Here is a 26,844-nt window from a genome sequence, read left to right on the forward strand (position 1 = left end):
GCCCGTCTAAAATCTTTTGAGAGACGCCGGGGCCCTGTCCCATGCCCATTGAAGAGCCCTCTCGATCCAGCTTACCAGCGGGCTGATCTTCAGCCAGGGCAGCAGGAACAGGCAAGCCGCGCCGCCGCCGATAATCACGTCAGTGAACCAGTGCCCACCGCCCGCGAGGCGCGGCAGGCTGACGAATATCATCAGAAGAACGCTCAATATCGCGACATAGGGCCGGTTGAACAGCAGGATCACGCCGCCCGCGAACAGGGCGCTGGTCATGGCATGGTCGCCGGGGAAGGAATTGTCAGTCGATGTCTTGACCGTATAGCCCGAAATATAGTCGTTGATATTATTATAGGGCTGCAGCGCGAGGCCGGGGCTCGGGTGATAAAATTCCCCGATAATCCGCTTGGAGATCAGCAGCGCGAGCAGGATGAGGAAGGTGATTGCACCAAGTTTCGCCATCACCTCAATGCGATCTTCGCGCTTCGCCGACAGCACCAGATAGATACAGATAAGGAGCATCAGGACGAAGGTAGCCTGATCGAATGTCTTGCTGTTCGTCCAGGCCCAGAAATGGGTCATGGCCCCGTCCGGCGTCACGGTTGCGTTGAGGCCGCGGAATATGCCGGTATCAAGACCCGACCAGAGGATGTCATACAGGCCAGTGAAGTTGGAGACCAGCAGAAAGGCGGCAAGCGCATTACAGACGATCAGCAGCAATATCGATCGGCGAAGTCTTGAAGCGGAACTGGACATGATAAATTCGCGATCCTTTGACGGACTCAGACAGTTTTGGCGCGGGCGCCCGCGCCGACAGGTGCATATAACGGGTTTTCCGGGGCAAGCTCAAGCCCCAATATTTTGATTGAGTAGGACGGCGAATTCGCTCTAGACTTGCTCTTACAAGAATTTCAATGAAAAGCCGGAGACAAACCGGTTCCGCAACAGGGAGAACCCCGCCATGACAGCCATACATTTTGCCTCCGCCCGCCAGCAGGCCGCGATGATCGCCATTGGAGAGATCGGTGCCGAGGAACTGCTCGATCATTATCTGGACCGGATCAATAAATATAACGGCGACCTTAATGCCGTGATCTGGATGGACGAGACGTCAGCGCGAAAACGGGCGCGCGAGACGGACGCAGCGCGCATCCGGGGCGACCGGCTGGGCCCGCTGCAGGGCGTGCCGATGACGATCAAGGAAAGTTATAATCTTGTCGGCAGCCCCTCGACCTGGGGCAATCCGGCGTGGAAGGATCACTTTCCGGAGGAAAATGCGCTGAGCGTCCAACGGCTTCTCGATGCGGGCGCGAATATCTTCGGCAAGACCAATGTGCCCTTCATGCTCGCCGACTGGCAGAGCTTCAATGATATTTACGGGACGACGAATAATCCGTGGGACCTGACTCGGACGCCGGGCGGCTCCTCCGGCGGGTCGGCGGCGGCGATGGCGGCGGGCCTCAGCGGGATCGAGATCGGCTCCGACATTGGCGCCTCCATCCGCAACCCGGCCCATTATTGCGGCGTCTGCGGTCACAAGCCGACCTATGGCGTTATTCCAGGCCATGGCCAGAAGCCGCCGGGAATCGTCGCAGATAATGATATTGCAGTTCTTGGGCCGATCGCGCGCTCGGCCTTCGATCTTGAAATTGCACTCGATGTGATGGCCGGGGCGGGAAACCCGCAGAATGCCGCCTGGAAACTCGATCTGAAACCGGCGCGTCACCGGCGTCTTTCCGATTTCCGTATAGGCCTGATGACGGCGGCGGAAGGGTTCGATGTCGATAACGATTATCAGGCGGCGCTGAACAACATCGCCGACAAGCTGGAGGCGGCTGGCGCGAAAGTTGATCGGAATGCGCGGCCGGATATTCCCATCGATGCCGCCTATGAAACCTATATCCTGCTGCTCAGGGCCGCCACTTCCGGCGCGCTGAATGAGGAACAGCTGCAAAGGTTCCGGGAAATCGCGGCCAAGGCCGATGCGGATGATAAAAGTTATCTCACCCTGATGGCGCGGGCGGGAACGATGCCGCATAAGGAATGGCTCCGGATCAATAACGAGCGGCATCTGATGGCCCGCAAATGGCAGGCCTTTTTCGAGGATTATGACATTCTGATCTGTCCGGCTGCCGCCGGGCCCGCCTTTCCCCAGAACCAGGCGGGGGAGCGGCAGGACCGCATGATCGACATCAATGGCAATCCACAGCCGAGTACGGACCAGATGTTCTGGGCGGGCTATTCCAACATGGTCGACCTGCCCTCGACCGTTGTGCCGATCGGGCTGACCCCGTCCGGCCTGCCGATGGGCTTGCAAGCCGTCGCGGCGTATGGCGAGGATCGCACGGCGCTCAGGCTCTGCCAGCTGATCGAGGAGGCCTTCGGCGGCTTTACCCCGCCGCCATCATATTCCTGACATCATAGATCGCGAAATTGCCTTAATTCCGCCTCTCAATCCTAACTATCTGATTCTAGGGTCAATTATTCCCAGTAGCGTAAGTGTGTGTAAAACTTGCCTAAAGTTGGACGTTGATCGCAAGGTTTTGTTTACGAAATCTTGGTATCCCTAGGGGCAAGTGCATGATTGCCGAGGCCCCTGATTTCCGGAAAATCGGTGTGGACTTGGCTTGAGCCGCAAATCAGGTCAGGAGGGACCAATGGCATACGCCATTCCGATGATTGAGCCGCAGACACGTAAGCACGCGACAGCCTATACAGGCATTTCCTGGACATGCCTGTTTTTTGGTCCTTTTCCGGCGTTGTACCGGGGGCATGTATTGGGCTTTGTCGGCATGTCGCTGATGAATATCGCGACGCTGGGCTTCTCCCTGCCGGTCTTTATATTTGTCTATAATGCCTGGCACTATCATTCCCTGTTGGCGCGCGGGTTTCGCCCGGCCCGGCAAGCCTTTGGCGAGGCGACGGAGAATGTGATCCGGATGGGCGCCGGGGACAATGATAACCTCGATGAGATTTTCGATGACAGAAAACCCTCGATTTCGAAGAAGTTCCGGCTGGCAACGCCCAAACTGTCCGAAAGCCTGATCGATGATGCGCGGCAGGAGCCTTACTTTCGCAAATAGTCGGGCTGTCCGCTAAAGCAACATGACGCTGGTGGTAACATGGGTAACCGGCTTATCCGGATCGCCCGCATGCATATTCACATCCCCATAGACAAGGCGCCGCCCGGATTTGATGACCCGCGCATCGGCGAACAGCTCGCCGCCCTCCATCGGTCGGAGAAAGGTCGTCTGCATATTCACCGATGTCATATTGACGAAGGAGCCCGCGCTGGCAGCGACGGCGAAGACCATCGCCGTATCGGCAAGCGCCATGATTGCCTGCCCGCACATCATGCCGCCGAGGCGGTTTATGTTGGGCGAGGCGGGGATGCGCAACGTCGCGCTGTTGCGGCCGATGGCGGTAAAGCTGATGTCGAGCGCCTTGATCCAGGGGGAAAAGCTGTTGTTATAGAAGTCTTCCGCTTCCTTGAGGGTGATGACTGTCATTGAAGGCCTGTTTTGCTGAAGAAATGGAAGCATTAGGATGGCGCATGTTTCCCTGACAGGCAATATCCAATCCGGAAGCCCCGGCACCCTCGATATGATTTGCAGATACACACCCCTTTACCTTCGGCGCGATTTCTCTGATACTTTGGAAAAACAAACAGGGAGCAGGGAATGTATATTTCACAGTTATTGACGCGCGCCGTCCAGACCAAAGGCGACAGCGTCGCCACTATCTGTGCGGGCCGGGAGCATAGCTACGCCCAGTTCGCCGAGCGGGTACAGCGATTTGCCGGCGCGCTTCGCAGCCATGGTATTACGGAAGGGGAGCGGGTCGCCATCCTCGCCCATAACTCGGACCGTTATCTGGAGTTTTATTATGCGACACCCTGGGCGGGAGGGGTGTTTGTGCCCGTCAATACGCGGCTGGCGGTGCCGGAGTTCGCTTACTGGCTGAACGATTCCGGCTCGGAAATCCTGCTGGTGGATGATAACTTCGCGGGCGTCGTGCCGGAATTGCGAAAAACGGTCTCCAGCCTGCGCAAGGTAATCTATATCGGCGACGGGGAGACCCCGGCGGAGATGCTGAACTATGAGGAGCTGGTGGCGGGCCATGATCCGGTTCAGGATGCAGGACGGGGCTTCGATGATCTTGCCGGGCTGTTCTATACTGGCGGCACGACCGGTGTGTCGAAAGGCGTGATGCTGAGCCATACGAACTTCATCACCAACACGCTCAACGCCATGCCCTGCTTCAGTTTTGAAGAAGACGCCCGCTGGCTGCATGTGGCGCCGATGTTCCATATTGCGGACGGGGCGGCGGTGTTCGGCACGACCATGGGGCTTGGCGTGCATGTGTTCATTCCGGGCTTCACCCCCAAGGGCACGATGGAGGCGGTGCAGGAACACAAGATCACCAATACCCTGCTGGTGCCGACGATGGTCAATATGGTGGTCAATGACCCGGATATTGCCAATTACGACATGTCCAGCCTGAAAGATGTGATCTATGGCGCGTCGCCGATGCCGGAAGCGGTCATCAGAAAAGCGCTGGAAGTTCTCCCCGATGCCGGTTTCACCCATGCCTATGGCCAGACGGAATGCGCGCCGCTGGTCACCTTTACGGGGCCGGAATTCCACGTGCTGGAGGGACCGAATGCGGGACGGTTCAAGTCGGCGGGGCGGCCCGCCTATGCCTGCGAGGTGCGGATCTTCGATGAAAATGACGAGGAAGTACCGTATGGCACCGTTGGGCAGGTGTGCGTGCGCGGTGCCAATGTCATGCTCGGTTACTGGAACAAACCTGAGCAGACGGCTGAGGCGCTCAAGGGAGGCTGGATGCATTCCGGTGATGGCGGCTATATGGATGAGCAGGGCTTCGTCTATATCGTCGACCGGGTGAAGGATATGATCATCTCGGGCGGGGAGAATGTCTATTCCGCCGAGGTTGAGAATGCGGTCTATCAGCATCCGGCGGTTGCGGAATGCGCAGTGATCGGCATCCCCCATGAAACATGGGGCGAGCAGGTCCATGCCATCGTCCGCCTGCATGACGGAAAAGACGCGAGCGAGCAGGATGTGATCGAGTTTAGCCACACCCTGATCGCCGGGTTCAAATGCCCGCGCAGCGTTGCCTTCGTGACCGATCCGCTGCCGCTTTCCGGCGCGGGCAAAATCCTGAAGACGGAACTCCGCAAGCCCTATTGGGCGGATAAGGAGAAGCAGGTCAGCTAGCGATCTGCTACTCCGTCATTCCGCACGGGTGCAATCCCTGATCTCGACCCGCCGGCGGGGCAGGTTGCTGCTGCTGTGATCCTCGCCCCGGCCGATCATATAGAGCGCGCTGCTATCCAGCCCTGCGCTTCGCATGAGGGTGTGGACTTCCTTCGCACGAGCTCGCGACAGGCGGTAGTTATCGAAGGTTGACCCGCTCGGGTCCGAATGGCCGGAGATGACGATGAAACGGCTTTCCGACTCTGAATAGTTTGTGGCGAGGCGCCGGATCAGCTCCTTCGTTTCTGTGCCGGTCACACGGGTTGATCCCACACTGAAGGTGACAACCATATGCGGTGAAGTCTGCCAGCAGGAATCGGGAATGGTGCCGACGATGCGCTCTGTATGCTCCAGCTCCACCGCGTTCAGCACATCGCCGATGCGATCCAGCCCCTGTTGCAGCACGGCAAGGGCCGTGCCGGATTCCGCAGCGCTCTGTTCCAGTTCGTTGAGTTTGTGCTGGAGGTTTGCCGTATTCCTCGCTTCTCGTCGCTGCACGGATTTCCCGAGGCTGTCGATTGCCTTGCTGTTACTCTGCGCGAGCTTTTCTATCCCGTCCAGGCGGGTTTCCAGGCTCTTGACGCGCTCTGAGTCTTCCGCGTTGCCATCGCCGAAAAGCGCCGCGAGATTTTCAACGGGAACGGAGAAGGGCAGGCGGGTCTGGCCATTGAAGAACAGCTCAAACCGCGCCGTAGTCCCGAGATAGAGAACCGGATCCGTCTCCTCGCCACGGGCCAGCAGGACGACCGGGAAGGTGAAGAAACTAATCAGGCTGCGCCTGAATTTTTCCGTGACATCAACGTCTTCGGGCGGGTCCGACAGGGAGCTCTGGCAGAGGCTTGAGATATTCAGTCCCGGATAGAGAGAGGGGGCGGCGGCCTCCGCGGCGGGCACAATCTTCTTGTCGGCGACCTGGATGATGCATTCGCGCATCTTCCGGGCGTCATGGCCCGCATAGAGGATGGAGCCACTGGATACCACCACCAACAGCAGGATGGAGACGAAAAACCGGTGATTATTAAACGTGCTGACCGCCAGGAAGCGCCGGTAAATGTCGGAGGCGGCCTTGGACGGGTCGGGCTCGCCATCGGACGTCAGCGCGCGTCTGTGGCGTTGCAGCGAGAGAGCCAGGTGTTCGCGCCCGACAAGGATTTGGGATGGATTGCGGCGGTTTCTCTTGGGCATCAATATGACAAACCGGTGCAGGATATTGAGGATGAATATGCCAAGGCTGAGGCCGACGATCTTAAGGCGCCGCATCGGCTTCAAATGCTTGTGCGACGTTTTGCGGATAACACTCACAATCAGCCAGAGGCCAAAAATCACTCCGACAATGACCGCATAGATGACCCATATCTTGAGGACAAGAACTGTCAGCATGCCGCCGGTCCGGAACATGCTGATGAAAAGATCGGTAAGTCCGGCATATTTCAGGTAGTTCAGATCGAACACCCCATAAACCAAAGTCTCAAAAAATAGCCCGAAGACGAAGAAATAGCAGAGCAACAAGGTCGTCAGAAAGGGCACGAGCAGGGCCAGGTTATAGGTGCGGTTCACCCGCGTGTGAATCTCGCAGAAAATCTCGTCATCGAGCGCTTTGTTGCGACAGCGATGGCCGTCGCGGGTTATTCCTTCGCATTGCATGGGTTGGGGGCCTCTTGTCCTGTAGTATGAAATAATCTTAAAAATAGTAAATAAAAAATGATAAACAAGTTTAAGTAGAAAAATTGCGATAAAAGCCTTGTGGAGCGATAGATATCGGGCCTTGTGCTTGTTCTTGGCTGCGGATCGTATTAGTTAGGAAAGTGACATCTGACGCATAAAGACTTCAAAGAAGAGAGCGACATGCCCCAATATCGATCGAAAACCAGTACACAAGGACGCAACATGGCGGGCGCGCGGGCGCTCTGGCGGGCGACCGGGATGCAGGACGGCGATTTCGAAAAGCCGATTATCGCCATTTCCAACAGCTTCACCCAGTTCGTGCCGGGGCATGTGCATCTGAAGGACCTTGGCCAGATGGTCGCACGGGAGATCGAGAAATGCGGCGGCGTCGCCAAGGAGTTCAACACCATCGCCGTTGATGACGGCATTGCCATGGGCCATGACGGCATGCTCTACAGCCTGCCCTCGCGCGAGGTGATTGCGGATGCGGTCGAGTATATGGTCAACGGCCATTGCGCCGACGCGCTTGTCTGCATTTCCAACTGCGACAAGATCACGCCCGGCATGCTGATGGCGGCGATGCGGCTGAATATCCCGGTTGTCTTCGTCTCCGGCGGCCCGATGGAGGCCGGGAAAGGCATGGCCGACGGCAAGGAAATCGGCCTCGACCTCATCGATGCGATGATCCAGGCGGCGGACCCGACTGTGACGGATGAGCAGGTCGCGGAAGTCGAGCGCTCGGCGTGCCCGACCTGCGGGTCCTGCTCGGGTATGTTCACGGCCAACTCCATGAACTGCCTGACCGAGGCGCTGGGCCTTGCGCTGCCCGGTAACGGCAGCATGTTGGCGACCCATGCGGACCGCAAGCAGCTCTTCCTCGATGCGGCGCGGACCATCGTCGATATCACCCGCCGCCACTATGAAATGGACGAGCCGGGCCTGCTGCCGCGCGAGATTGCCAACTTCAAGGCGTTCGAGAATGCAATGACGCTCGATATCGCCATGGGCGGCTCGACCAATACGGTGCTGCATCTTCTTGCCGCCGCGCAGGAAGGGGAGGTTGACTTCAAGATGGAGGATATCGACCGCCTGAGCCGCCGGGTGCCGCATCTGTGCAAGGTTGCGCCGAGCATCCAGACCTATCATATGGAGGATGTCCATCGCGCGGGCGGCATCATGGCGCTCCTAGGCGAGCTTTCCCGCGCGGATCTGCTGCATAATGAGGTGTCGACCGTGCATTCCCCGACCATGGCGGAGGCGATCGAGCTCTGGGATATCGTCAAGTCCCGTAGCAACACGGTTCAGGAATTTTATCGCGCCGGTCCCGGCGGCGTCCGCACGACGGAGGCATTCAGCCAGTCGAAACGCTATCCGGACCTTGACGCGGACCGGGTGAACGGCTGTATCCGCTCAAAGGAAAACGCCTACAGCCAGGATGGCGGGCTTGCTGTTCTCTATGGCAACATCGCGCTGGAGGGCTGTATCGTGAAGACCGCCGGGGTCGACAAGGACAGCCTTGTCTTTTCAGGTCCGGCCCGCATTTTCGAGAGCCAGGACACCGCCGTCGAGGCAATCCTCGGCGACAAGATCAAGGCCGGTGATGTGGTTGTCATTGTTTATGAGGGACCGAAGGGCGGGCCCGGCATGCAGGAAATGCTGTACCCGACCTCCTATCTGAAATCGAAGGGTCTCGGCAAGCAATGTGCGCTGCTGACCGACGGGCGCTTCTCCGGCGGCACTTCCGGCCTGTCCATCGGCCATGTCTCGCCGGAAGCGGCGGAAGGCGGCGACATCGGGTTGGTTGAGGAGGGGGATATGATCGATATCGATATCCCGAACCGGACGATTAACCTGCGCGTTTCTGATGAGGAACTGGCTGACCGCCGGATCAGGATGGACGCGAAAGGTGATGCCGGCTGGGCGCCAACCGCGCCGCGCCCGCGCAAGATCAGCACCGCGCTCCGTGCCTATGCCGCACTCACCACCAGCGCCTCCCGCGGCGCCGTCCGCGACGTCGATCAGCTGAAGCGCTAGAGGTTCTTCAGATACTGATGCGCCTCTGTCAGGGTGAGGCCTTGGGTCTCGCGCACCAGGGCGGTGGCGCCGATGGCGTCGCCGCGGCGGACCATCTCGCGGAGGCGGTCTTCTTGGCGCTCCTTTGACAGAGTGTCGAGCGGGGCTTCCTCTGGCATTTCCTCCGTCTCTGTGTGATAGAGACCGTCCAGAACGGCTCTTGCGGTCTTCACCGACGGGGTGAGGCGGGTCTTGCGGGTTTTCCAGTCGACACGGATCACGCCGCTTTCGGGGAACAGTCGGACCGCTGCGCCTTTTGCCCGCGTCGTCACCCCCTTGATCCAGGTCGGTCCCTTGCGGGTACGCTCTTCTTCTAGCGTTGCCTCGATCAGGGCCAGATCGTCCCCGTAGAGCGTAATCTCCAGGCTTTCTTCCTTATGGACCTGATTATCCTCCTGTACGTCCGCATCGGCGACCATGCGGGTCTTCTGCCCGACAAATTTGAGGGCGCGGATTTCCCGTTTCGGGAAAAAGGCGACGATGGGGTCGGCGGTATTCAGTCGGTGATCGCTGTAATTGCGAAGCTTGAGGTAAATCCCCTCCGGCGCGGCGCGAAGGGTCCAGTTGCTTTTCTTCAGGGCGGCAAGGGCGGAGAAGAGAAAGACGAGGCCCGCCAGCACGCAGGTCAGGACAATCACGCTGCAGAAGATCCAGATAAATCCCGCAAAAATCAAACTGAAAAAAGTATCGCCCGTGCTGAACACGCCGTTGCTCATGAGAAACAGCGGGAAACCGACGCTCCAGCCGAGGAAGAAGAGCGCAACGATCAAATGCCCGACCCAGGACATTTTCGCGGTCAGCAGCGCCGGGCTTTTTAGCGCCTCGGCCTCGGTGATCAGTTCAATTTTTCCATACCGGCCCATAACTTGCGCCCCTTTGGTTCACTGAAAGGGGGCAGTATAGCCGGGAATTCTTAATATTTTTCTGAACTAGGGTCCTGACCCTAGTCCGAAATCTCGACCCAGATCGGGGTATGGTCGGAGGGTTTTTCTTGCCCGCGCGGGCCCTTGTCGATGCCAACCAGATCCATGCGGTCGGCAGCCTTCGGGGAGAGGAGGAGATGGTCGATGCGGATGCCATGGTCCTTGGCCCAAGCGCCGCGCTGATAATCCCAATAGGTATAGTTGATCTCGGTCGTGAAGGCGCGGTAGGCGTCTGTATAGCCAAGGTTGAGGATCTGGCGGAAGCGGTGGCGGCTCTCGGGGCGGGTGAGGGCATCGCCTTCCCAGGCCTTGGGATCGTAGCAATCCTCATCCTGCGGGATGACATTGTAGTCGCCCGCGAGCACGATGGCCTCCTCCAGCGAGAGGAGATATTGCGCGCGCGTGATCAGCCGGTCCATCCAGCCGAGCTTGTAGGGGAATTTCTCCGTGTCCGTCGGGTTACCGTTCGGCAGATAGATGGAGGCAATGCGGACGTTGTTGACCGTCGCCTCGATATAGCGGGCATGATCATCCTCATCGTCGCCGGGCAGGCCGCGCATGACATCTTCGATCGGGAACTTGGAGAGGATCGCGACGCCGTTATAAGTTTTCTGGCCATGGGTTTCGACATTATAGCCAAGCTCTTCCACTTCCAGACGCGGGAAATTATCGTCGATGACTTTCAGCTCCTGCAGGCAGAGCACATCCGGCGTGTAGTCTTTCAGGTAATCGACAAGCCGTGGCAGGCGCGCTTTCACTGAATTGATGTTCCAGCTGGCAATCTTCATCACGTGATCCCATTAAAAAAGCCCGGGTTGGCACCGGGCTTGTTTTCTAGCATCTTTGCCGCCTCAATCAAATGGCAAATGACGACCCGCAGGAGCAGGACGCGGTGGCGTTGGGGTTCTTGATCTGGAAGGAGGCACCAATCATATCCTCGACAAAATCGATTTCCGATCCGGCGAGATACATCAGCGACATTTGATCGACGAGCAGGGTGGCGCCATTATTGGTGACGGCGACATCGTCGGGGTTCTGTGTATCCTCAAGGTCAAAGCTGTATTGAAAGCCAGAGCAGCCGCCGCCATTGACGGCAACGCGCAGCATCTTCTTGTCGGAGTTCATTTCCTCGACAATAGTGTTAATCCGGTCGGCCGCCTGAGCCGAAAGCTTGACCGGCGGCTCCATTTTATCCATGACTGACATGTTCACTTCATTCCCAAAATCCGAAGATACGCGCCCTTCGTTATAGAGACTATACAACAAATGATGTATTAATCCTAAGCATGTTTGTCAATTGACTGTCCGGAAATGTAACGCCTGCCATGTCTATCAGCTACCTTAATCAGGCCCGAAAGGCGCTAAAAACTGCGCTTGAGGACATAGAGGCCCTACCGGACGCGGTGCGCCAGGAAATCCTGAAAGAGGCTGTTTTACGTCCTCCCCGGGAGCGAAGTTGGGGTGATTTATCAACAAATATACTTATCCTTTTGAAATCAAAACAGGAAATAAGTTTTGATTCTATAGAAAAAAGCCTCGTTTCTGCATTTGAGAGACTGGAAGGCATGGACGAGGTGCGTCATGAGGGAAATGACTATATCAACATAAGGTACCGGCCGGAGTTCTGGCTGGATCAGCTGCCCCTTATCATCGAGAAGGGCGCGGCCTATGGGCTCGACGGGATGACGTTGGAGGCGGTGGCAGTGCCGATGCCGGCGGAGGTGAATGATCTTCTCAGCTGCCGTCAGCAGGTGAACGCGGCAGCTATGGCGGAACTCTCGATGCTTTCGGGGATTGACATCGAGCAAGAAGAATTGCCACAGCGCCCTGCAGTAGGCTTTCCGCTCGCCGCCGCCATCAGCAGATGCACCGAGGTGAAGACGCACTTTGCCCTGATTGCCAATCCGGCGGGATTTATCGACGCCTTCAGCCCTATTTTGGCCATAGACAGGACCTATGATAACCCCGTTTTCGCCATTCCCTATGCGCGAATGATGCTGGGCCGCCTTGGGGCCACATCGGAACAGGCGAAAGCAGAGGCGAAGAACGGGGTGGATATGTCAGTCCTCACACTACCGGAAGAGGTGACGCTGGCGCGCGGGCTGTGCAGCGGGCCGCTTGCCGTGGAAAGAGCCCTGAAGGCGGCGGACGGGTTTCATCTGGCAGCGCATCTGCAGGAGCTTTCCTTGCTTTTCTTCCGCCTTTTTGACATTGTGCATCCTGTGTCATCGACATATCTGACGGTGCTTGAGGCGCGGCCTGCACGGTTGCAATTGCTGGGCGCGCTGGATGCGGTAATAAACGACGGCGTGCGTGTTCTCGGCGTCGACATGGTAAAGGAGTATGCGTAGTGTCTGGTCAAGATGATTATCCCGATGATGATTTTTATGACGGCGATGAGGAACCGGGAATAAGCCGGAAGAAATGGATCGGCGCCGTTCTTGCCGCGGTGATCGTTGGTGGCTTCGGCATCGGCATCTGGTATGCCTATGATCAGGGTGTGAAAAAGGGTGTGCAGCTGGCGCCGCCGATCATCAGCGCCGATACTTCCCCGGTCAAGGAAAAGCCCGAAGATCCGGGTGGAATGGATATTCCCAATCAGGACAAGCAGGTCTTCAGCGTCCTGCAATCGGGCGACGCGCCGGAGAAGGTTGAACAGCTGATGCCGCCGCCGGAAGATGCCACGCCGGAGGAAAAGACCGAGCTTACCGTGACCGATGCGGAGAAAGCCTCGGATGAGGACAAGCTTGATAATCTGGTCGAAGAGGTGACAAAGGACGCCGCCGAGGCGGGCGCCAAGGTCGGGGAAGTCGTGGAAAGTACAGCGGAGAAGGTAGAGGAAACCGTTTCTGCTGCCACCACGACGGACGAACCCGCCACCGAAGAGAAGGTCGAGGTTGCGGTGGCGCCTGCGCCGACGAAAATCGAGGGGCCAAAGTCCGATGGTCCGCTGTATCGGGTTCAGGTCGGCTCCTTCCGCTCCCCGGATGCGGCGGAAAAGCAGTGGCAAACGCTTAACAGCAAGTTCAAGTCCATGCTTTCCGATGTCAGTCATCGCGTTCAGGATGTGAAAGTCGAGGACAAGGGAACTTATTTCCGATTGCAGGTCGGCGCGTTCAGCAATCGCGACAGCGCCAACCAGCTTTGCAATGATCTGAAGGCACAGAAACAGGATTGTCTCGTTGTCCGGGGCTGATCTTTCCAACTGCCGGACCGTTATCTTCGGCTGTGAGGGGACGAAGCTCTCGTCGGCGGAGAAGAAGTTCTTCAAGGCGGAGCAGCCCCTGGGCTTCATCCTGTTCGCCCGTAATGTGGAAAGCCCGAAGCAGCTGAAAAAGCTGGTGAAATCGCTGCGCACGGCAGTCGGGCGTCCCGATGCCCCGGTGTTGATCGATCAGGAAGGGGGGCGGGTGCAACGCCTTCGCGCGCCGGACTGGTTCGAAGCGAAACCGCTCGGCTATTTCGGCGCGCTATATGAAACCGATCCCGACCGGGCGATCGAGGCGCTTCGGCTGACAACGCGGCTGATCGCGGCGGATTTGCAGGCGGCGGATATTACGGTGAACTGCACGCCTTGTCTCGATCTTCACCTGCCGGAGACGGTCGATGCCATCGGGGACCGTGCCCTTGCTGCCGACCCGCAGGTTGTCGCCCGTCTCGGCGCCGTCGTGGCGGAGGAAATGCTAACCGCGGGGATCATTCCCGTTGTCAAACATATGCCCGGCCATGGCCGCGCGACTGTGGATAGCCATAAGGCACTGCCGCATGTGTCGACAAAGGCCACGGAGTTGCAGGAGGCCGACTTCGCGCCGTTCAAGGCGCTCTCCCTACTGCCATGGGGGATGACCAGCCATATCGTGTTTGAGGATATCGATGCGGAGGCACCGGCAACCCAGTCTAGGGCAGTGATTGACGGCGTTATTCGCGGGATTATCGGCTTTGACGGGTTATTGCTGACTGACGATCTCAATATGGAGGCATTGAGCGGCGACCTGGCCGAACGGGCGCAGGCGGCGCTGGCCGCCGGGGTAGATATTGTCCTGCATTGTTCCGGCAAACTGGAAGAAATGAAGGCGGTTGCCGAGGTCTGCCCGAAGCTCGGCGACAAGGCCCTGGCGCGGATCGATCTTGGAAACCGGGTTTTCGAGCATACGCCGCCGCCGATTGATACCAAGGCCGACAAGGCCCGGCTGGATGAATTGCTGAGCGCAGAATAGGGATCATTTCGTGGATATAAGCGGTATTCTTTACCAGATTTCTGTCTGGATTGTCCCGGCGCTGGCCGCAATCACCCTGCATGAAGCCGCCCATGGGTTCGTTGCCTGGAAGCTTGGCGATGATACGGCCAAGCGGCAGGGGAGGGTAACCTTCAATCCGTTCAAGCATATCGACCCTATGGGCACTATCATCATTCCGGGGGTTCTTCTGCTGGTTAAGGCGCCGTTCCTGTTCGGCTATGCCAAGCCCGTCCCGGTGAATTTTGCGCGCCTCAACAGTCCGCGCCGGGACATGATCTGGGTCGCGCTTGCCGGGCCGGGGATGAATTTTGCGCTGGCGCTGTTGTTTGCGCTCGGCTTTCACCTGTTGCCATTCCTGCCGGGAGGTACGGTTCGCTGGTTTGCGGAGAACTTCCAAAACGGAATTATTCTCAATGTGATACTGGGTGTTTTTAATCTTATCCCTCTGCCGCCGCTGGATGGCGGACGGGTCGCCGTCGGCATCTTGCCCGATGCGCTGGCCATACCGCTCGCCCGATTGGAACGCTATGGCTTCTTCATCCTGATTGGCGCGATCTTTCTCGTTCCCATGATCAGCCGCTGGCTTGGCTCGGACTTTGATCCGATCCGCTGGCTCCTGACGGTGCCCATTGGATATGTGGTCAATCTGATTGCCAATTTGGCCGGTCTGGTCTAAGTTTTGGCCATGTTGACCGGGTCTCGATTTTCAAGCAAGGCGGTGCGCCGTGGATAAGGGCTCCTTCGAGGAGGCGGGGCAGAAAAACCCCGATGTCATCCCGCTGCCGACCCATGCGCTACTCGTTGATCTGGACGGATATGAAGGGCCGCTGGATGTGCTTCTGGTGCTCGCCCGCGACCAGAAGGTCGACCTTCTGAAAATCTCCATCCTCGACCTGGCCGAGCAGTATCTCACATTTATCGAGCAGGCCCATGCGCTGCGCCTTGAGGTGGCGGCGGACTATCTGGTGATGGCGGCGTGGCTGGCGTACCTGAAATCTCGGCTGCTGCTCCCGGCGGAGGAAGATGACGGCCCGAGCGGGGAGGAACTGGCGGACCGGCTGGCCTTCATGCTGAGAAAGCTGGAGGCCATGCGCGCGGCTTCAGAGAAGCTGACAAATGGCAGTATCATTGGGCGTGACCGGTTTCAGCGTGGGCGCCCGGAAGGCGTGCGGATCATCCGCCAGTCGAAATTTGAATGCTCGCTGCGTGACTTGTTGCAGGCTTATGCCGAGCAGAAGGAGCGCAAAGGAAATGACAATCCGCTGAGATTGATGCGTGATGCGGTCTTCTCGGTCGAGGCAGCGCTGGAGCGGCTTGAAAAAATGCTGGGCACATTGCCCGAATGGACAGACCTGATGGCCTACCTGCCCGATAACCTGTCCGATCCGTTCCGCCGCCGCTCGGCCCAGGCCTCGACTTTGCTGGCGAGCCTGCAGATGGTGAAAGAGGGGCAACTCGAACTCCGGCAGGGAGCGACCTTTGGCCCCATTCAGGTAAAAAAGAGGAAAAGCGGGGAATGAGTATCGATCCCGAACATGTGCGCATGGCCGAAGCGCTGCTGTTTGCGGCAAAGGAACCGCTGGATGAGGCGACACTGGCCCAAAGATTGCCCGACGGGGCGGAAATTCCGGCGATACTTGCGACCATTGAGGAGCATTACCGCCACAAGGGTGTGAACCTGACGCGGCTTGCCGGAAAATGGACCTTTCTCACGGCGCCGGACCTGTCCTGGCTGCTGGAGGAAGAGCGGGAGACAACCCGCCGGTTAAGCCGCGCGGCGCTCGAAACACTGGCGATTATCGCTTATCACCAGCCAGCGACGCGCGCCGAGATCGAGGAAATACGCGGCGTTGGCCTCAGCCGTGGCACCATGGATGTGTTGTTCGAGGCGGGCTGGATCCGGCCGCGCGGACGCCGGCGGACGCCGGGCCGTCCCGTCACCTACGGGGTGACCGAGGATTTCCTGATCCATTTCGGGCTGGATGACATCAAGGACCTACCCGGCTTCGATGAAATGAAGGCCGCTGGCCTGCTCAGTACCGAGCCTAGTGGTATTTTCAGTGATCTCGCCAAGGCAGAGGAAGACGAGCTGGAGGATGAGGAGGAAGAGGAGCTTTAGGCAATATTCTTCTGTTTTGCCGGGATAAACTGGTTCCACCACTCGATCGTTTGCTCGGCGGTTGCCTCAAAATTTGGCAAGAAAGCCTGTATTTGATCCAGGTCGTCGATATTCTCTGCGATAAAGGACGCTTCTTCGACAAGACGGACAGCCCCGAGGGAGGCACACATCCCCCTGATTGTATGGGTGAAACGCAGAACATCGTCGTTGTTTCCGTCAATGATACCGGTCTTGATATCGGCGATGCTGCTGGCAATCGACTGGGCGGCATCATCAATCAAGCTATCCATGGCGTCGCTATCCAGTAATTTGTTGAGTTCGATCATTTTCGCCGTATCGCCGATTTCGACGGCGGAAGAAATCACGACCGGAGGTTCTGCCAATATGTCATTGGCAGCATGGCCTCCGGATGCAGTAACGACCGTTTCGATCGTTTTCAGCAGCTTCGGAAGCTGGATCGGTTTTGTTTCCACTGCATTCATTCCGGCCTCAAGAAACTGGGGAATGGTTTCTTTCATCGCGTCGGCAGTCAGCGCCACAATCGGGATGGCGGCATTTTTATGACCGCTGGCCCGAATGCGTCTTGTGGCTTCCGGTCCTTCCATAACCGGCATACGCACATCCATCAGGACGAGATCGAAGTTACCGCCAAGAACCGCTTCTACCGCCTTTTGTCCGTTATCGACAATCTCCATTGTATGCCCGGCAGCCTCCAGCATGGTGGAGATGAGGGTCTGATTGACGGCGTTGTCCTCGGCAAGCAGGATATGCAGGGATAGATCTTGCGCGACCGACGACTCATATACGTCATCTGCAAGCTGCTCAACTCCGACTTCATGCAGCGGGACCGTGAACCAGAAGCTGCTCCCTTTTCCAAGTTCGCTTTTCACGCCGATATCGCCCCCCATCAGGTCGATAAGCTGTCGGCAGATGGAAAGTCCAAGGCCGGAGCCGCCATATTTCCGGGCCGTAGAGGCATCCGCCTGTTCAAATCTCTGGAAGAGGCGCGAGAGCTGATCTTCGGAAATGCCGATACCTTGGTCAATGACTTCAAAGCGGAGAATTTTTCCGCCTTCAGCGGTCGTGTCCTGCATTACGTTCAAGCCGATTTCGCCTGCTTCCGTAAATTTGATCGCATTTGACATCAAGTTGATCAGGATCTGCTGAAGCCGCATGGAATCGATATTGATTCCTGCCGGCAAATCGCCGGTCGGATGGTAGTCAAGAGAGAGCCCCTTGCTTTCAGCCTTGTCCGTCATAAGCGCGAGGGTGTCCTGAATGAGATCGGTCAGGCGGATATCAATATTGCTGAGCTCGAATTTTCCGGAATCGAGTTTTGACTGATCAAGGATGTCATTCAGAATAGTGAGAAGGAGTTCACTTGAATTCTTGATGGTTTGCGCTTTCTTCTGTTGCTCTTGTGTCAGGTTTTCCGCGAGAAGGAGGTCTGTCATGCCGATAATGCCGGTCATGGGTGTTCTGATTTCATGGCTCATGATCGCCAGGAATTCGGCCTTGCTCTTCTCGCCAATTTCCGCTTTGGCGCGGAGAGAATTCTGCTCCTCAGCAAGAGCGACAAGTTCTTCTGCCTGCTTTTCAACCTGCTGACGGGCGAATTCCATATCGAGAATCCGGTTTGAAAGCTCTTCCTGGTTTTGTTTGAGCTGGTTTTCCACGTCATGATAGCGGGTGATATCCTGCGTCAATCCATAGAGGCGTACGACCTTGCCATCCGCCATTTCGCATTGGGCGTGGGAGCGGACCCATTTGCGGTTTCCCTTGGCCGTCAGCAGGGGAACCTCAATATCCCAGCCTTTGCCGTCTACTAGCGCCTGATTGTAGACAGCGCGAATGGTGTCTCTTGCTTCCGGCGCATATAACTCGATTGCCGTTTCGACGTTGGGATTGAAGTCTTTCGGACGTTCGTGGATTTTATATATGTTTTTGCTCCAGCGATGTTCATTTGTGCGCAAGTCAATTTCCCAACCGCCGACGATGGCAAGAGCGCCGATCTGCTCCAGCAGGTCTTTTTGCCGCTGCATATCCAATTCATTCTTTTTATGGAGCGATATATCCTGAACGGCGCCATATACTTTTACGACTTCGCCGTCCTTCATCTCGCATTTGCCGCGGGAGCGAACCCATTTCCGGTTACCTTTTGCGGTGACTACCGGAAGTTCGATATCCCAACCGGAGCCGTCAGCCACGCCCTGACGGAATTCCGCCTTAACCTGCTCCTGGACTTCCGGGGCGAAGAAACTGGTTGCATTCTTGATGTCTGGAATGAAATCGTCCGCAACCTCATAAATCTTGTAGACCACTGGACTCCAAACGAGTTTGGAGCTCGCATAATCATATTGCCAGCCACCAATGTCGGCGAGGGCGCTGACCTCGCGTGTCAGATCGTTTTGAAGCTGCAGGTCTTTTTTCATCTTCCGCTTGGCCGATAGCTCTTGTTCGAGTGCTTCTGATGTTGCATTGACATTTTTTTTCAAAGAAAGCGCCCAGATCAGCATTCCAAGGATAATAAGCAGGGAGGCGCCAACAATTATTTCCAGATACTTTATGCTGTCTGAGGGGGACTGGTCTGTCGCCGTGCTTTCCGCGATCAAGATCGTATCAGCTTGTACTGCAATCGACGTGAATAGACTCTCAGCAACGAGAAGTATCATCCACAGAAAACAGCGAAACAAAGCGCGCGCGGTCATTTAAATCGCTCTCCCCGACGCCTGATGAGAAATGGCGTAGAACTTATTAAAAAAGCATTCCCTAATACGTAACGGAAAATAGTTAATAAAATGTCTGGGAGCCATTCGGAGCCGATTTACATATTTTCAAGCTGTGTGGGTAGGCGCTTTCGTCTGCGAATATATATTAAAAACAATACCTTCCATGCAATTGATGATGTCGATCTGCACGCAAGGGAGATGAGCGCGACGGTCATTTCCGCCAGCGCGGCGATTTGCCGCTGAAATCAACCTTCCCATTCGCATTGCAACTGATTATTATTTACGAATTGTGCCGGACGGCGTATGCAGGCCGCGCACCGCAATCTGCAATGAGGATATTTATTGGCCGTACTGGAATTCGAAAATCAGCAACCCCTGATGCGTCAGGGGCGGCGGCGCAAGGGCATGTCGGTGACGACGCTGCTTGTGCTGCTGACGGCGCTGGTGCTGTCCATTCCGGTACTGGTGGTGTTCGGCTATGTCTTTGTGCCGGCCGCGGATGTCTGGGCCCATCTGGCGAGCACGGTCCTGCCAGTCTATCTCTACAATACTCTGTTTCTGGGCCTAGGCGTGGCGGCGGTTGTTCTGGTTATCGGGGTAGGGACGGCCTGGCTCGTCACCATGTGCGAGTTTCCGGGACGGCGGCTGTTTTCCTGGGCGCTGTTCCTGCCGCTGGCCATGCCCGCCTATATCATTGCCTATACCTATACCGGCATGCTCGATTTCGCGGGGCCCGTACAGACATTCCTGCGCGAGGCGTTCGGCTGGGGCCGTGCCGATTACTGGTTTCCGGCGATCCGGACTCTGGGCGGTGCGATTACCATGCTCGGCCTGGTGCTTTACCCTTACGTCTATCTGGTCAGCCGCACCGCCTTTCTGGAACAATCGATCTGTGCGCTGGAAGTCGGGCGGACCCTTGGGCGCGGACCGTGGCGCGGTTTTTTCTCGATCGCCCTGCCACTTGCCCGCCCGGCGATTGTCACCGGTCTGGCGCTGGCGATGATGGAAACGCTGAGCGACTTCGGTACCGTGCAGTTTTTCGCCGTCGATACCTTCACCACCGGGATCTACCGGACCTGGTTCGGCCTTGGGGAGCCGGCGGCCGCGGCGCAGCTCGCGGCGGTTCTGATGTTGTTTGTTTTCTCCCTGATCCTGATCGAGCGGTTCAATCGCGGCAAGCGCAAGTTCCATCAGGCGACGGGCCGTTACCAGAAGATCACCCGCTATCGGCTTGGCCGGGGACGGCAGCTGCTGGCGATACTGGCCTGTGCTTTGCCGGTTTTCTTCGGATTTCTCCTGCCGACGGGCTGGTTGGTTAAAGACAGCTACGCGCATTTCGATGTCATCTTCAACGAGCGGTTTCCCGTGCTGGTGCTGAACAGCGTCGGGGTGGCGCTGCTGGCGGCGATCCTGTCGCTCCTGCTGGCGCTGGTTCTGATCTATGGCCTTCGCAGGGAGCGGGGTGCCCCTTCGCGGACGGAGCAGGGCGCCTTGCGAATCGCATCCATGGGCTATGCGGTGCCGGGGCCGGTGCTGGCCGTTGGAATATTGCTGCCCTTCGGCTTTATCGACAACACGATCGATCACTGGATGCGGGAGACGGTCGGCATTTCCACGGGATTGTTGCTGAGCGGGACAATGACGGCGTTGTTGTTCGCCTATATCGTCCGGTTTCTCGCCATCTCGCTGAATACGGTGGAGGCGGGGGCGGACACAATTACGCCCAATATGGACCGCGCGGCGCGAACACTCGGCGTGACCGGTCTTGGCAAGCTGACCCGCGTGCATATTCCCATTATTTCCGGTAGCCTGATGACGGCGCTGCTGCTGGTCTTTGTCGATGTTATGAAGGAACTTCCGGCAACACTGGTACTCCGGCCGTTCGGCTTTAACACACTGGCGATCCAGGCCTATGAAATGGCGAGTGACGAGCGGCTGACCGATGCGGCGGGGCCGTCCCTTGCCATTGTCATCGTCGGCATTCTGCCGGTCATCATTCTCAGCCGGGCAATCGCCCGCTCCCGTCCGGGCCAGAAAAATCAAGCGGATCGTCCTGTGTTATGAGTAATCTCGTCTTCAGAAATGTCCGTCATCGCTATGATGGCGTGAACTCGGTCAATATTGAGCATCTGGAAGTGGCTGCGGGCAAGGTGGTCTGCCTGCTCGGGCCGTCTGGTTGCGGTAAATCCACGACATTGCGCCTTGCCGCCGGTCTGGAGGTGCCGTTTTCCGGGGACATCAGCATCCAGGGCGAGGTGATGGCGAACGATGCCGTTTTCGTTGGGCCGGAAGACCGCCGTGTCGGGCTGATGTTTCAGGATTACGCCCTGTTTCCGCATCTGACGGTGGAAGATAATGTTGCGTTTGGCCTGTCGAACCAATCGCAGGATGTGCGGCGAAAACGGGCGCGAGCCATGCTGGAAACTGTCGGACTTGCCAGCTCCGCAAGGAAATACCCCCATATGCTGTCCGGCGGGGAGCAGCAGAGGGTCGCGCTGGCGCGGGCGCTGGCACCCAATCCCCGGATCATGCTGATGGATGAACCTTTCTCCGGGCTGGATGTGGTGCTGCGTAACCGGGTGCGGGATGAGACGCTGGCGCTGCTCAAGGAAATGGGAACAACCGTGCTGATGGTGACCCATGATCCCGAGGAAGCCATGCGAATGGCGGACGAGATTGTCCTGATGCAGCAGGGCCGTATTGTGCAGAAAGGAAGCGCCGCGGACCTCTATAACCATCCGGTGAATGAATTCGTGGCGTCTTTTCTCGGCGATGTGAACCGCCTGCCGGTGCGCTCAGAGGCGGGAGAGCTTATCTCCGACCTTGGCCGGATACCGGTGCCGGACGGTGTGAACGCGGCGGCGATCAGCGAGGTTCTTGTCCGACCCGAAGCAATCCGCTTCCTGCAGGAGACTGATTCCGCAAAACCCGGTGGTAAAGTCGTGTTGTCGCGCACTCTCGGGGCCTATAGCCTGGTCGATATCGAGTTTGACAGCGGATACCGGGCGACGGCGCGCGTGGCCTCTGCCTATCAGCCGAACGTCGGGGAAAACTGCTCTATCAGCCTCAATATGAGCGGAGTTTTTGTTTTTCCATCGGCCGGAAATGCCAAAATCGTTGATAAACCCGTATCAAACGTCAATTAATTGTCGTATAAACCCCTATAGACCTTTATATAAAGCGAAGAACGTTTCGCATTGTTCTTTCGGAATTGTCCCTAAATGGGGCGATGAACGGGCAAGGCGGGCGGCAAATAAATTTATGATATTCTCGATACGAGAACGGGAGCTTAAAACATGAGTATTGGTCCGTGGCAAATTATACTGATCCTTGTCATCGTGCTCATCATTTTTGGAGCAGGCAAGCTGCCCCGTGTCGCCGGTGATCTGGCGAAGGGCATCAAGAACTTCAAAAAAGGCATGGGCGAAGAAGACAAGCCGGAAACCGCCGAAGGCGAGAAAACCGAAGTCCTGGAGTCCACCAGCAATGACGATAAGGTGGAGAAAAAGGACAAGGCTGCTCAGGGCTGAATGCCCGACGGTCAATTACGTGAAACCCTTCAAGTCGGATGAAGTGAAAAGCCATGTTTGATATTGGCTGGTCGGAAATGGTGTTTGTGCTGGTGATCGCGGTTCTCGTGATCGGCCCGAAGGATTTGCCGCGTGCTATTTCGACCGTCACCAAATATATCCGCAAGGCCCGTGGCATGGCACGGGAGTTTCAGTCCGGCATCAACGATCTCGCCCGCGAGACGGAAATTGATGAAATCACCAAGGACCTGAAGAAGGACACGAGCTTCAATATCAAGAAGCAGGTTGAGGACGCCGTCGATCCGACCGGGTCGAAAGACGGGCTGTTCAACGATATAAAACCGCAGATTAAAGACCCGCGCGACAGCGCCAACAACTATTCCGCGCCGCCGGCAAAAAGCGATACAGCGGCGGTGGCGCCGGAAAAAGCAGAGCCCCCGGCCCAGAAACCGGCCCCTGCCAGCGCCGATACGGCGACGGAAAAACCTTCTGAAACCAAGCCAGAACCCAAGCCGGAAACCAAAGCATCGTGAGTGAAACCGATATGGAAGAGGGCAAAGCTCCCCTGATGGAGCATCTGATCGAGTTTCGCAACCGGCTGGTTTACTCGGTTCTCGCACTCCTGATTGCCTTTATCCTTTGCTACCTTGTATCGGAAGACCTGTTTGCCTTCCTTGTCCGCCCGCTGGTTGAGGCGATGGGCGATGATGTGGAAAACCGGCGCATGATCTTCACTGGGCTGCATGAGGCGTTCTTCACCTATATCAAGATTGCGTTCTTTACGGCAATGTTCGTGTCTTTTCCCATTGTCGCGTCGCAAATCTGGATATTCGTGGCGCCGGGCCTCTACAAGAATGAAAAATCGGCCTTTCTGCCGTTTCTTATCGTAACGCCCATCCTGTTCTTTATGGGCGGGGCGCTTGCCTATGAGATTGTCATGCCACTGGCGTGGAAATTCCTCCTCAGCTTCGAAAGCAGCGGGGAGGCGACGCTCTATGCCCGCGCCTTTGCCGCATTGATCAAGGAATTTCCGAGCCTTGGTGGCTATCTGCCGACCCCGGCGGAACCCATGTCGCTGCCGATCCAGTCTGAAACCCGGGTGAGTGAGTATCTCAGCCTGTCGATGAAGCTGATCTTTGCCTTCGGCTTGTGTTTCCAGCTTCCGGTCCTGCTGACGCTGCTCGGGCGGGTGGGGATCGTCTCTTCGGCCGGGCTGAAAGCGAAATTCAAATATTCAATCGTCTTTGCCTTTATCGCCGCGGCGATCCTGACGCCGCCGGACCCGCTTAGCCAGATCACCCTCGCCATTCCAATTATTGTGCTTTACGGGATCTCCATTGTCAGTGTGCGCATGGTTGAGAAGAAGCGTGAGGCACGCGAGGCGGAAGAGGACGACGACCTGTAATTTCCCGTCGGTCCTGTGGGTCTGTCACAACAAATTCCGGATAATTTTGCCGGTCTGCGCAAACCCCTCTGGACGGCGGGCGGCCGCGCCCTTATACACAAGGCATCCATCCTTCAGAAAACCGAAATGACGTATCTATGCTCGATTTAAAATGGATCAGGGAAAACCCGGAAGCTTTTGATGCCGCCATGGCCCGACGCGGCCTGCCGCCGCAATCGGACAGGTTGCTGGGACTGGATAAAGCGCGGCGTGAAGTTCAGACAGAACTTCAAGAACTGCAAGCGCGGCGGAATGCAGCCGCGAAGGAAATCGGCAAGGCGAAGGCGTCCGGCGGTGATGCCGATGCGCTGATCCGCGAAGTGGCAGACCTTAAAGGGACGGCGCAGGAACTGGAAGCGCGCGAGCGTGACTTGCAAGATGAATTGGACACGGCACTCTCCGTGCTTCCCAATATCCTTGCCGATGACGTGCCGGATGGCGCGAGTGAGGACGAAAATGTCGAGCTTCGCCGCGTTGGAGACATCCCGACCTTTGATTTCAAGCCGAAAGAGCACTACGAGCTTGGCGAAGCTCTGGGATTGATGGATTTCGAGACGGCGGCGAAAATTTCCGGTTCGCGCTTTGTTGTCACCAGCGGCCAGATTGCCCGGCTGGAGCGCGCCCTTGCGGCCTTTATGATCGATGTGCATACGCTGGAAAAAGGCTATCTTGAAGTCTCCCCGCCCGTGATGGTGCGCGGCGACAGCCTGTTCGGTACCGGACAGCTCCCCAAATTCGAGGAGGATCTGTACAAAACGGGGGAGGGGCACTACATGATCCCGACCGCCGAGGTGCCGCTCACCAATCTTGTGCGTGACAGTATCCTGAGCGAAGATGACCTGCCGAAGCGCTTCACTGCCCATACGCTCTGCTTCCGGTCTGAGGCGGGCTCGGCGGGCAAGGATACGGCGGGTATGCTGCGCCAGCATCAGTTCGCGAAGGTCGAAATGGTCTCCATCACCACGCCGGAGCAATCCGCCAAAGAACATGAGCGGATGACCGCCTGCGCCGAGGATATTCTCAAGCGGCTGGAACTGCCTTATCGCGTCGTTGTACTTTGTAGCGGCGATACGGGTTTCGGCGCGCGCAAGACCTATGATATCGAAGTCTGGTTGCCGGGGCAGGACAGCTACCGCGAGATTTCAAGCTGTTCTAACTGCGGCGATTTTCAGGCGCGCCGGATGAAAGGGCGCTATCGGCCGGAGGGTGAGAAGGGGACGCAGTTCGTCCATACCCTGAACGGTTCCGGGCTTGCTGTCGGGCGGACGCTGATTGCGGTGATGGAGAATTACCAGCAGGCCGACGGGTCTATTAAAATCCCGGATATCCTGGTGCCCTATATGGGCGGCGTGACGGAGATCCGGGCAGAAAAAGAAGAATAAAAGGAAGAGTATTTTGCGAATTCTACTGACCAATGATGACGGGTTCAATGCGCCCGGGATGGAAACGCTCAGGCGCATCGCGGCGGAACTTTCCGATGATATCTACGTGGCGGCCCCGGAAAAAGAGCAAAGCGGGGCTTCTCGCTCCCTGACGTTGCATGATCCGATCCGCATCACGAAACATGGCGACAAGGAATATGCGGTCGAGGGGACGCCCACCGATTGCGTCATGATGGCGATGAACTACCTGTTCAAGGACGAGCGGCCCGATCTGATCCTGTCGGGGGTTAACCGGGGCGGCAACCTCGGTGAGGATGTGCTTTATTCCGGTACGGTTGCGGCGGCGAGTGAAGGCGCGCTGCTTGGCGTACGGTCCATCGCGCTGAGCCAATGCGTTGCGCCTGACGGGGATACATTTCATTGGGATACGGCAGAGGCACTCGCACCGGACATCATCCGCAAACTGCTGGATTTCGATTGGGGCCCGGATGTCCTGATAAACCTGAACTTCCCGGCGGTACCGAAAGTGCAGGTCAAGAGCATCGATGTAACCGAGCAGGGCAAGCGCGATCTGTCCAACCTTTCCATTGATAACCGGGTCGATGCCCGCGGGCGCGAATATTTCTGGCTCGGCTATCGGCCTTCCTTCGGTGATCCGCCCAAGGGAACGGATTTATGGTCCGTTGCCAATGGTCGGGTCTCCATCACCCCGCTCAAGCTCAACCTGACCAAGGTCGCGCTGGCGGAGAAGATAAAGAGTGTTTTTGCGTGATTGATAACCCGGCCCAGAAAATCCGCCTGATTATGGAGCTTCGCCGGCAGGGGATCAGTAATACCGACGTTCTGTCGGCAGTGGAGCGAGTGCCCCGGGACGCGTTCGTGCCGAAGACGTTCCGTGACCGCGCCTATGAGAATATCGCCCTTCCCATTACCAGCGGGCAGACAATCAGTCAGCCCTATGTGGTCGCCTATATGACTCAGCTCCTGAAGCTGGATAAACGGCGCAAGGTGCTGGAAATCGGGACCGGGTCCGGGTATCAAGCCGCGATCCTGGCGCGGCTTTCCCGCCGTGTTTATTCGATTGAACGGTATCGCAACCTGCTGGAGCAGGCCGAAGCCGCCTTCGAAGAACTTAAAATCACCAATATCACCACCCGGCTCGGCGATGGTTACAAGGGCTGGCCGGAACAGGCACCCTTTGATCGGATCATCGTGACCGCCGCGGCCGAAGAGGTGCCACAGGCCCTTCTTGACCAGCTTGGAAATGACGGGATCATGATCCTGCCGGTGGGCAAGGATTCCGCCGATCAGCATATCCTGCGGGTAACCAAGGATGAAGATGGCAATGTCTCGGAAGAGGTTCTGTTGCCGGTTCGATTCGTGCCCATGGTTCAAGGGGTTGCTGAATAATCTTAATTTAGCACTATATGTTGTATGTGGTAAATTTTGTTGTGATTCGCGGCCGTTT

25 protein-coding genes are annotated in these 26,844 nt (G+C 57.2%); 18 read left to right on the forward strand and 7 right to left on the reverse strand.

Translation table 11 applies throughout. The annotated features are described in order from the left end of the window. Positions 1 to 6: 6 nt before the first annotated feature. Positions 7 to 750: a phosphatase PAP2 family protein gene (locus AACZ19_RS07400; protein WP_339632515.1), complete on the reverse strand. Its 744-nt coding sequence runs from the start codon at positions 748 to 750 to the stop codon at positions 7 to 9. Between the two features lie 205 nt (positions 751 to 955). Here AACZ19_RS07400 and AACZ19_RS07405 point away from each other — a divergent pair, with 205 nt between their 5' ends. Together AACZ19_RS07405 and AACZ19_RS07410 are read left to right on the forward strand one after the other, a co-directional pair. Continuing rightward, positions 956 to 2,410: an amidase gene (locus tag AACZ19_RS07405; protein WP_339632517.1), complete on the forward strand. Its 1,455-nt coding sequence runs from the start codon at positions 956 to 958 to the stop codon at positions 2,408 to 2,410. A 241-nt stretch (positions 2,411 to 2,651) separates the two neighbouring features. Continuing rightward, positions 2,652 to 3,077 carry a hypothetical protein gene (locus tag AACZ19_RS07410; RefSeq protein WP_339632519.1) on the forward strand — a complete coding sequence of 142 codons (426 nt, stop codon included), beginning with the start codon at positions 2,652 to 2,654 and terminating at the stop codon, positions 3,075 to 3,077. Between the two features lie 12 nt (positions 3,078 to 3,089). On the opposite strand, the gene AACZ19_RS07415 is transcribed toward AACZ19_RS07410, so the two are convergent. Continuing rightward, the gene (locus tag AACZ19_RS07415; RefSeq protein ID WP_339632520.1) at positions 3,090 to 3,503 is read right to left on the reverse strand and encodes a PaaI family thioesterase; all 414 of its coding nucleotides are present in this window, start codon (positions 3,501 to 3,503) and stop codon (positions 3,090 to 3,092) included. Positions 3,504 to 3,674: 171 nt separating this feature from the next. Here AACZ19_RS07415 and AACZ19_RS07420 point away from each other — a divergent pair, with 171 nt between their 5' ends. Further along, complete coding sequence (locus AACZ19_RS07420) at positions 3,675 to 5,234, forward strand: long-chain-fatty-acid--CoA ligase (protein WP_339632522.1); 1,560 nt, start codon at positions 3,675 to 3,677, stop codon at positions 5,232 to 5,234. A gap of 15 nt (positions 5,235 to 5,249) precedes the next feature. Here the strand turns inward: AACZ19_RS07420 and AACZ19_RS07425 are convergent, their stop codons facing one another. Further along, positions 5,250 to 6,917 carry an OmpA family protein gene (locus tag AACZ19_RS07425; protein ID WP_339632524.1) on the reverse strand — a complete coding sequence of 556 codons (1,668 nt, stop codon included), beginning with the start codon at positions 6,915 to 6,917 and terminating at the stop codon, positions 5,250 to 5,252. A 201-nt stretch (positions 6,918 to 7,118) separates the two neighbouring features. Between AACZ19_RS07425 and ilvD the strand changes: the two genes are divergently transcribed. Then, complete coding sequence (gene ilvD / locus AACZ19_RS07430; RefSeq protein WP_339632526.1) at positions 7,119 to 8,972, forward strand: dihydroxy-acid dehydratase; 1,854 nt, start codon at positions 7,119 to 7,121, stop codon at positions 8,970 to 8,972. Here the strand turns inward: ilvD and AACZ19_RS07435 are convergent. The 3 genes from AACZ19_RS07435 to erpA form a co-directional block, all read right to left on the reverse strand. Then, positions 8,969 to 9,874 carry a hypothetical protein gene (locus AACZ19_RS07435; protein WP_339632528.1) on the reverse strand — a complete coding sequence of 302 codons (906 nt, stop codon included), beginning with the start codon at positions 9,872 to 9,874 and terminating at the stop codon, positions 8,969 to 8,971. The two genes, ilvD and AACZ19_RS07435, sit on opposite strands and share 4 nt — an antisense overlap. An 80-nt stretch (positions 9,875 to 9,954) precedes the next feature. Further along, complete coding sequence (gene xth / locus AACZ19_RS07440) at positions 9,955 to 10,722, reverse strand: exodeoxyribonuclease III (RefSeq protein WP_339632530.1); 768 nt, start codon at positions 10,720 to 10,722, stop codon at positions 9,955 to 9,957. Between the two features lie 67 nt (positions 10,723 to 10,789). After that, entirely contained in the window at positions 10,790 to 11,140 is a 351-nt protein-coding gene (gene erpA, locus AACZ19_RS07445) for an iron-sulfur cluster insertion protein ErpA (RefSeq protein ID WP_339632532.1), read from the reverse strand. Between the two features lie 119 nt (positions 11,141 to 11,259). Here erpA and AACZ19_RS07450 point away from each other — a divergent pair, with 119 nt between their 5' ends. From AACZ19_RS07450 to scpB, 6 genes are read left to right on the forward strand one after another with little or no spacing between them, the layout of a single operon-like run. Further along, the gene (locus AACZ19_RS07450) at positions 11,260 to 12,285 is read left to right on the forward strand and encodes a DALR anticodon-binding domain-containing protein (protein ID WP_339632533.1); all 1,026 of its coding nucleotides are present in this window, start codon (positions 11,260 to 11,262) and stop codon (positions 12,283 to 12,285) included. Further along, positions 12,285 to 13,130 carry an SPOR domain-containing protein gene (locus AACZ19_RS07455; RefSeq protein ID WP_339632535.1) on the forward strand — a complete coding sequence of 282 codons (846 nt, stop codon included), beginning with the start codon at positions 12,285 to 12,287 and terminating at the stop codon, positions 13,128 to 13,130. The genes AACZ19_RS07450 and AACZ19_RS07455 overlap by 1 nt, the downstream gene beginning before the upstream one ends. After that, a complete protein-coding gene (gene nagZ / locus AACZ19_RS07460; protein WP_339632537.1) occupies positions 13,117 to 14,151 on the forward strand; it encodes a beta-N-acetylhexosaminidase in 1,035 nt (344 codons plus the stop codon). The genes AACZ19_RS07455 and nagZ overlap by 14 nt, the downstream gene beginning before the upstream one ends. 10 nt (positions 14,152 to 14,161) lie before the next feature. Further along, positions 14,162 to 14,848, forward strand: a complete 687-nt coding sequence (locus tag AACZ19_RS07465) for a site-2 protease family protein (RefSeq protein WP_339632539.1) — start codon at positions 14,162 to 14,164, stop codon at positions 14,846 to 14,848. A gap of 49 nt (positions 14,849 to 14,897) precedes the next feature. Further along, the gene (locus AACZ19_RS07470) at positions 14,898 to 15,692 is read left to right on the forward strand and encodes a ScpA family protein (protein ID WP_339632541.1); all 795 of its coding nucleotides are present in this window, start codon (positions 14,898 to 14,900) and stop codon (positions 15,690 to 15,692) included. Then, complete coding sequence (gene scpB, locus AACZ19_RS07475) at positions 15,689 to 16,291, forward strand: SMC-Scp complex subunit ScpB (RefSeq protein ID WP_339632543.1); 603 nt, start codon at positions 15,689 to 15,691, stop codon at positions 16,289 to 16,291. The genes AACZ19_RS07470 and scpB overlap by 4 nt, the downstream gene beginning before the upstream one ends. On the opposite strand, the gene AACZ19_RS07480 is transcribed toward scpB, so the two are convergent. Then, positions 16,288 to 18,999 carry an ATP-binding protein gene (locus tag AACZ19_RS07480; protein WP_339632545.1) on the reverse strand — a complete coding sequence of 904 codons (2,712 nt, stop codon included), beginning with the start codon at positions 18,997 to 18,999 and terminating at the stop codon, positions 16,288 to 16,290. The genes scpB and AACZ19_RS07480 overlap by 4 nt on opposite strands. Before the next feature lie 363 nt (positions 19,000 to 19,362). On the opposite strand from AACZ19_RS07480, the gene AACZ19_RS07485 reads away from it, so the two are divergent. The 8 genes from AACZ19_RS07485 (at position 19,363) to AACZ19_RS07520 (ending at position 26,786) form a co-directional block, all read left to right on the forward strand. Then, the gene (locus AACZ19_RS07485) at positions 19,363 to 21,084 is read left to right on the forward strand and encodes an iron ABC transporter permease (protein ID WP_339632547.1); all 1,722 of its coding nucleotides are present in this window, start codon (positions 19,363 to 19,365) and stop codon (positions 21,082 to 21,084) included. Next, positions 21,081 to 22,166 (forward strand): ABC transporter ATP-binding protein, encoded by a 1,086-nt coding sequence (locus tag AACZ19_RS07490; protein ID WP_339632549.1) that lies wholly within the window; start codon positions 21,081 to 21,083, stop codon positions 22,164 to 22,166. The genes AACZ19_RS07485 and AACZ19_RS07490 overlap by 4 nt, the downstream gene beginning before the upstream one ends. 150 nt (positions 22,167 to 22,316) lie before the next feature. After that, positions 22,317 to 22,550 (forward strand): twin-arginine translocase TatA/TatE family subunit, encoded by a 234-nt coding sequence (gene tatA / locus AACZ19_RS07495; RefSeq protein ID WP_339632551.1) that lies wholly within the window; start codon positions 22,317 to 22,319, stop codon positions 22,548 to 22,550. A 53-nt stretch (positions 22,551 to 22,603) separates the two neighbouring features. Beyond that, the gene (gene tatB / locus AACZ19_RS07500) at positions 22,604 to 23,083 is read left to right on the forward strand and encodes a Sec-independent protein translocase protein TatB (RefSeq protein WP_339632553.1); all 480 of its coding nucleotides are present in this window, start codon (positions 22,604 to 22,606) and stop codon (positions 23,081 to 23,083) included. Continuing rightward, a complete protein-coding gene (gene tatC, locus AACZ19_RS07505) occupies positions 23,080 to 23,955 on the forward strand; it encodes a twin-arginine translocase subunit TatC (protein ID WP_339632555.1) in 876 nt (291 codons plus the stop codon). Before tatB ends, tatC begins: the two co-directional genes overlap by 4 nt. A 137-nt stretch (positions 23,956 to 24,092) precedes the next feature. After that, positions 24,093 to 25,376 (forward strand): serine--tRNA ligase, encoded by a 1,284-nt coding sequence (serS, locus tag AACZ19_RS07510; protein ID WP_339632557.1) that lies wholly within the window; start codon positions 24,093 to 24,095, stop codon positions 25,374 to 25,376. A gap of 13 nt (positions 25,377 to 25,389) precedes the next feature. After that, positions 25,390 to 26,148: a 5'/3'-nucleotidase SurE gene (surE, locus tag AACZ19_RS07515; RefSeq protein ID WP_339632559.1), complete on the forward strand. Its 759-nt coding sequence runs from the start codon at positions 25,390 to 25,392 to the stop codon at positions 26,146 to 26,148. Beyond that, positions 26,145 to 26,786: a protein-L-isoaspartate(D-aspartate) O-methyltransferase gene (locus AACZ19_RS07520; protein WP_339632561.1), complete on the forward strand. Its 642-nt coding sequence runs from the start codon at positions 26,145 to 26,147 to the stop codon at positions 26,784 to 26,786. Before surE ends, AACZ19_RS07520 begins: the two co-directional genes overlap by 4 nt. Positions 26,787 to 26,844: the final 58 nt, after the last annotated feature.

The organism is uncultured Sneathiella sp. (genome assembly GCF_963973085.1).
Taxonomy (GTDB): domain Bacteria; phylum Pseudomonadota; class Alphaproteobacteria; order Sneathiellales; family Sneathiellaceae; genus Sneathiella.

Excerpts from the sequence above, each read along its gene's own strand:
- xth (WP_339632530.1), bottom strand. The coding sequence starts at position 10,722 with ATGAAGATTGCCAGCTGGAACATCAATTCAGTGAAAGCGCGCCTGCCA.
- scpB (WP_339632543.1), top strand. The coding sequence starts at position 15,689 with ATGAGTATCGATCCCGAACATGTGCGCATGGCCGAAGCGCTGCTGTTT.
- AACZ19_RS07425 (WP_339632524.1), bottom strand. The coding sequence starts at position 6,917 with ATGCAATGCGAAGGAATAACCCGCGACGGCCATCGCTGTCGCAACAAA.
- serS (WP_339632557.1), top strand. The coding sequence starts at position 24,093 with ATGCTCGATTTAAAATGGATCAGGGAAAACCCGGAAGCTTTTGATGCC.
- erpA (WP_339632532.1), bottom strand. The coding sequence starts at position 11,140 with ATGTCAGTCATGGATAAAATGGAGCCGCCGGTCAAGCTTTCGGCTCAG.
- AACZ19_RS07405 (WP_339632517.1), top strand. The coding sequence starts at position 956 with ATGACAGCCATACATTTTGCCTCCGCCCGCCAGCAGGCCGCGATGATC.
- AACZ19_RS07450 (WP_339632533.1), top strand. The coding sequence starts at position 11,260 with ATGTCTATCAGCTACCTTAATCAGGCCCGAAAGGCGCTAAAAACTGCG.
- AACZ19_RS07435 (WP_339632528.1), bottom strand. The coding sequence starts at position 9,874 with ATGGGCCGGTATGGAAAAATTGAACTGATCACCGAGGCCGAGGCGCTA.
- tatB (WP_339632553.1), top strand. The coding sequence starts at position 22,604 with ATGTTTGATATTGGCTGGTCGGAAATGGTGTTTGTGCTGGTGATCGCG.
- ilvD (WP_339632526.1), top strand. The coding sequence starts at position 7,119 with ATGCCCCAATATCGATCGAAAACCAGTACACAAGGACGCAACATGGCG.
- tatA (WP_339632551.1), top strand. The coding sequence starts at position 22,317 with ATGAGTATTGGTCCGTGGCAAATTATACTGATCCTTGTCATCGTGCTC.
- AACZ19_RS07420 (WP_339632522.1), top strand. The coding sequence starts at position 3,675 with ATGTATATTTCACAGTTATTGACGCGCGCCGTCCAGACCAAAGGCGAC.
- AACZ19_RS07410 (WP_339632519.1), top strand. The coding sequence starts at position 2,652 with ATGGCATACGCCATTCCGATGATTGAGCCGCAGACACGTAAGCACGCG.
- AACZ19_RS07480 (WP_339632545.1), bottom strand. The coding sequence starts at position 18,999 with ATGACCGCGCGCGCTTTGTTTCGCTGTTTTCTGTGGATGATACTTCTC.
- AACZ19_RS07400 (WP_339632515.1), bottom strand. The coding sequence starts at position 750 with ATGTCCAGTTCCGCTTCAAGACTTCGCCGATCGATATTGCTGCTGATC.
- AACZ19_RS07415 (WP_339632520.1), bottom strand. The coding sequence starts at position 3,503 with ATGACAGTCATCACCCTCAAGGAAGCGGAAGACTTCTATAACAACAGC.
- AACZ19_RS07490 (WP_339632549.1), top strand. The coding sequence starts at position 21,081 with ATGAGTAATCTCGTCTTCAGAAATGTCCGTCATCGCTATGATGGCGTG.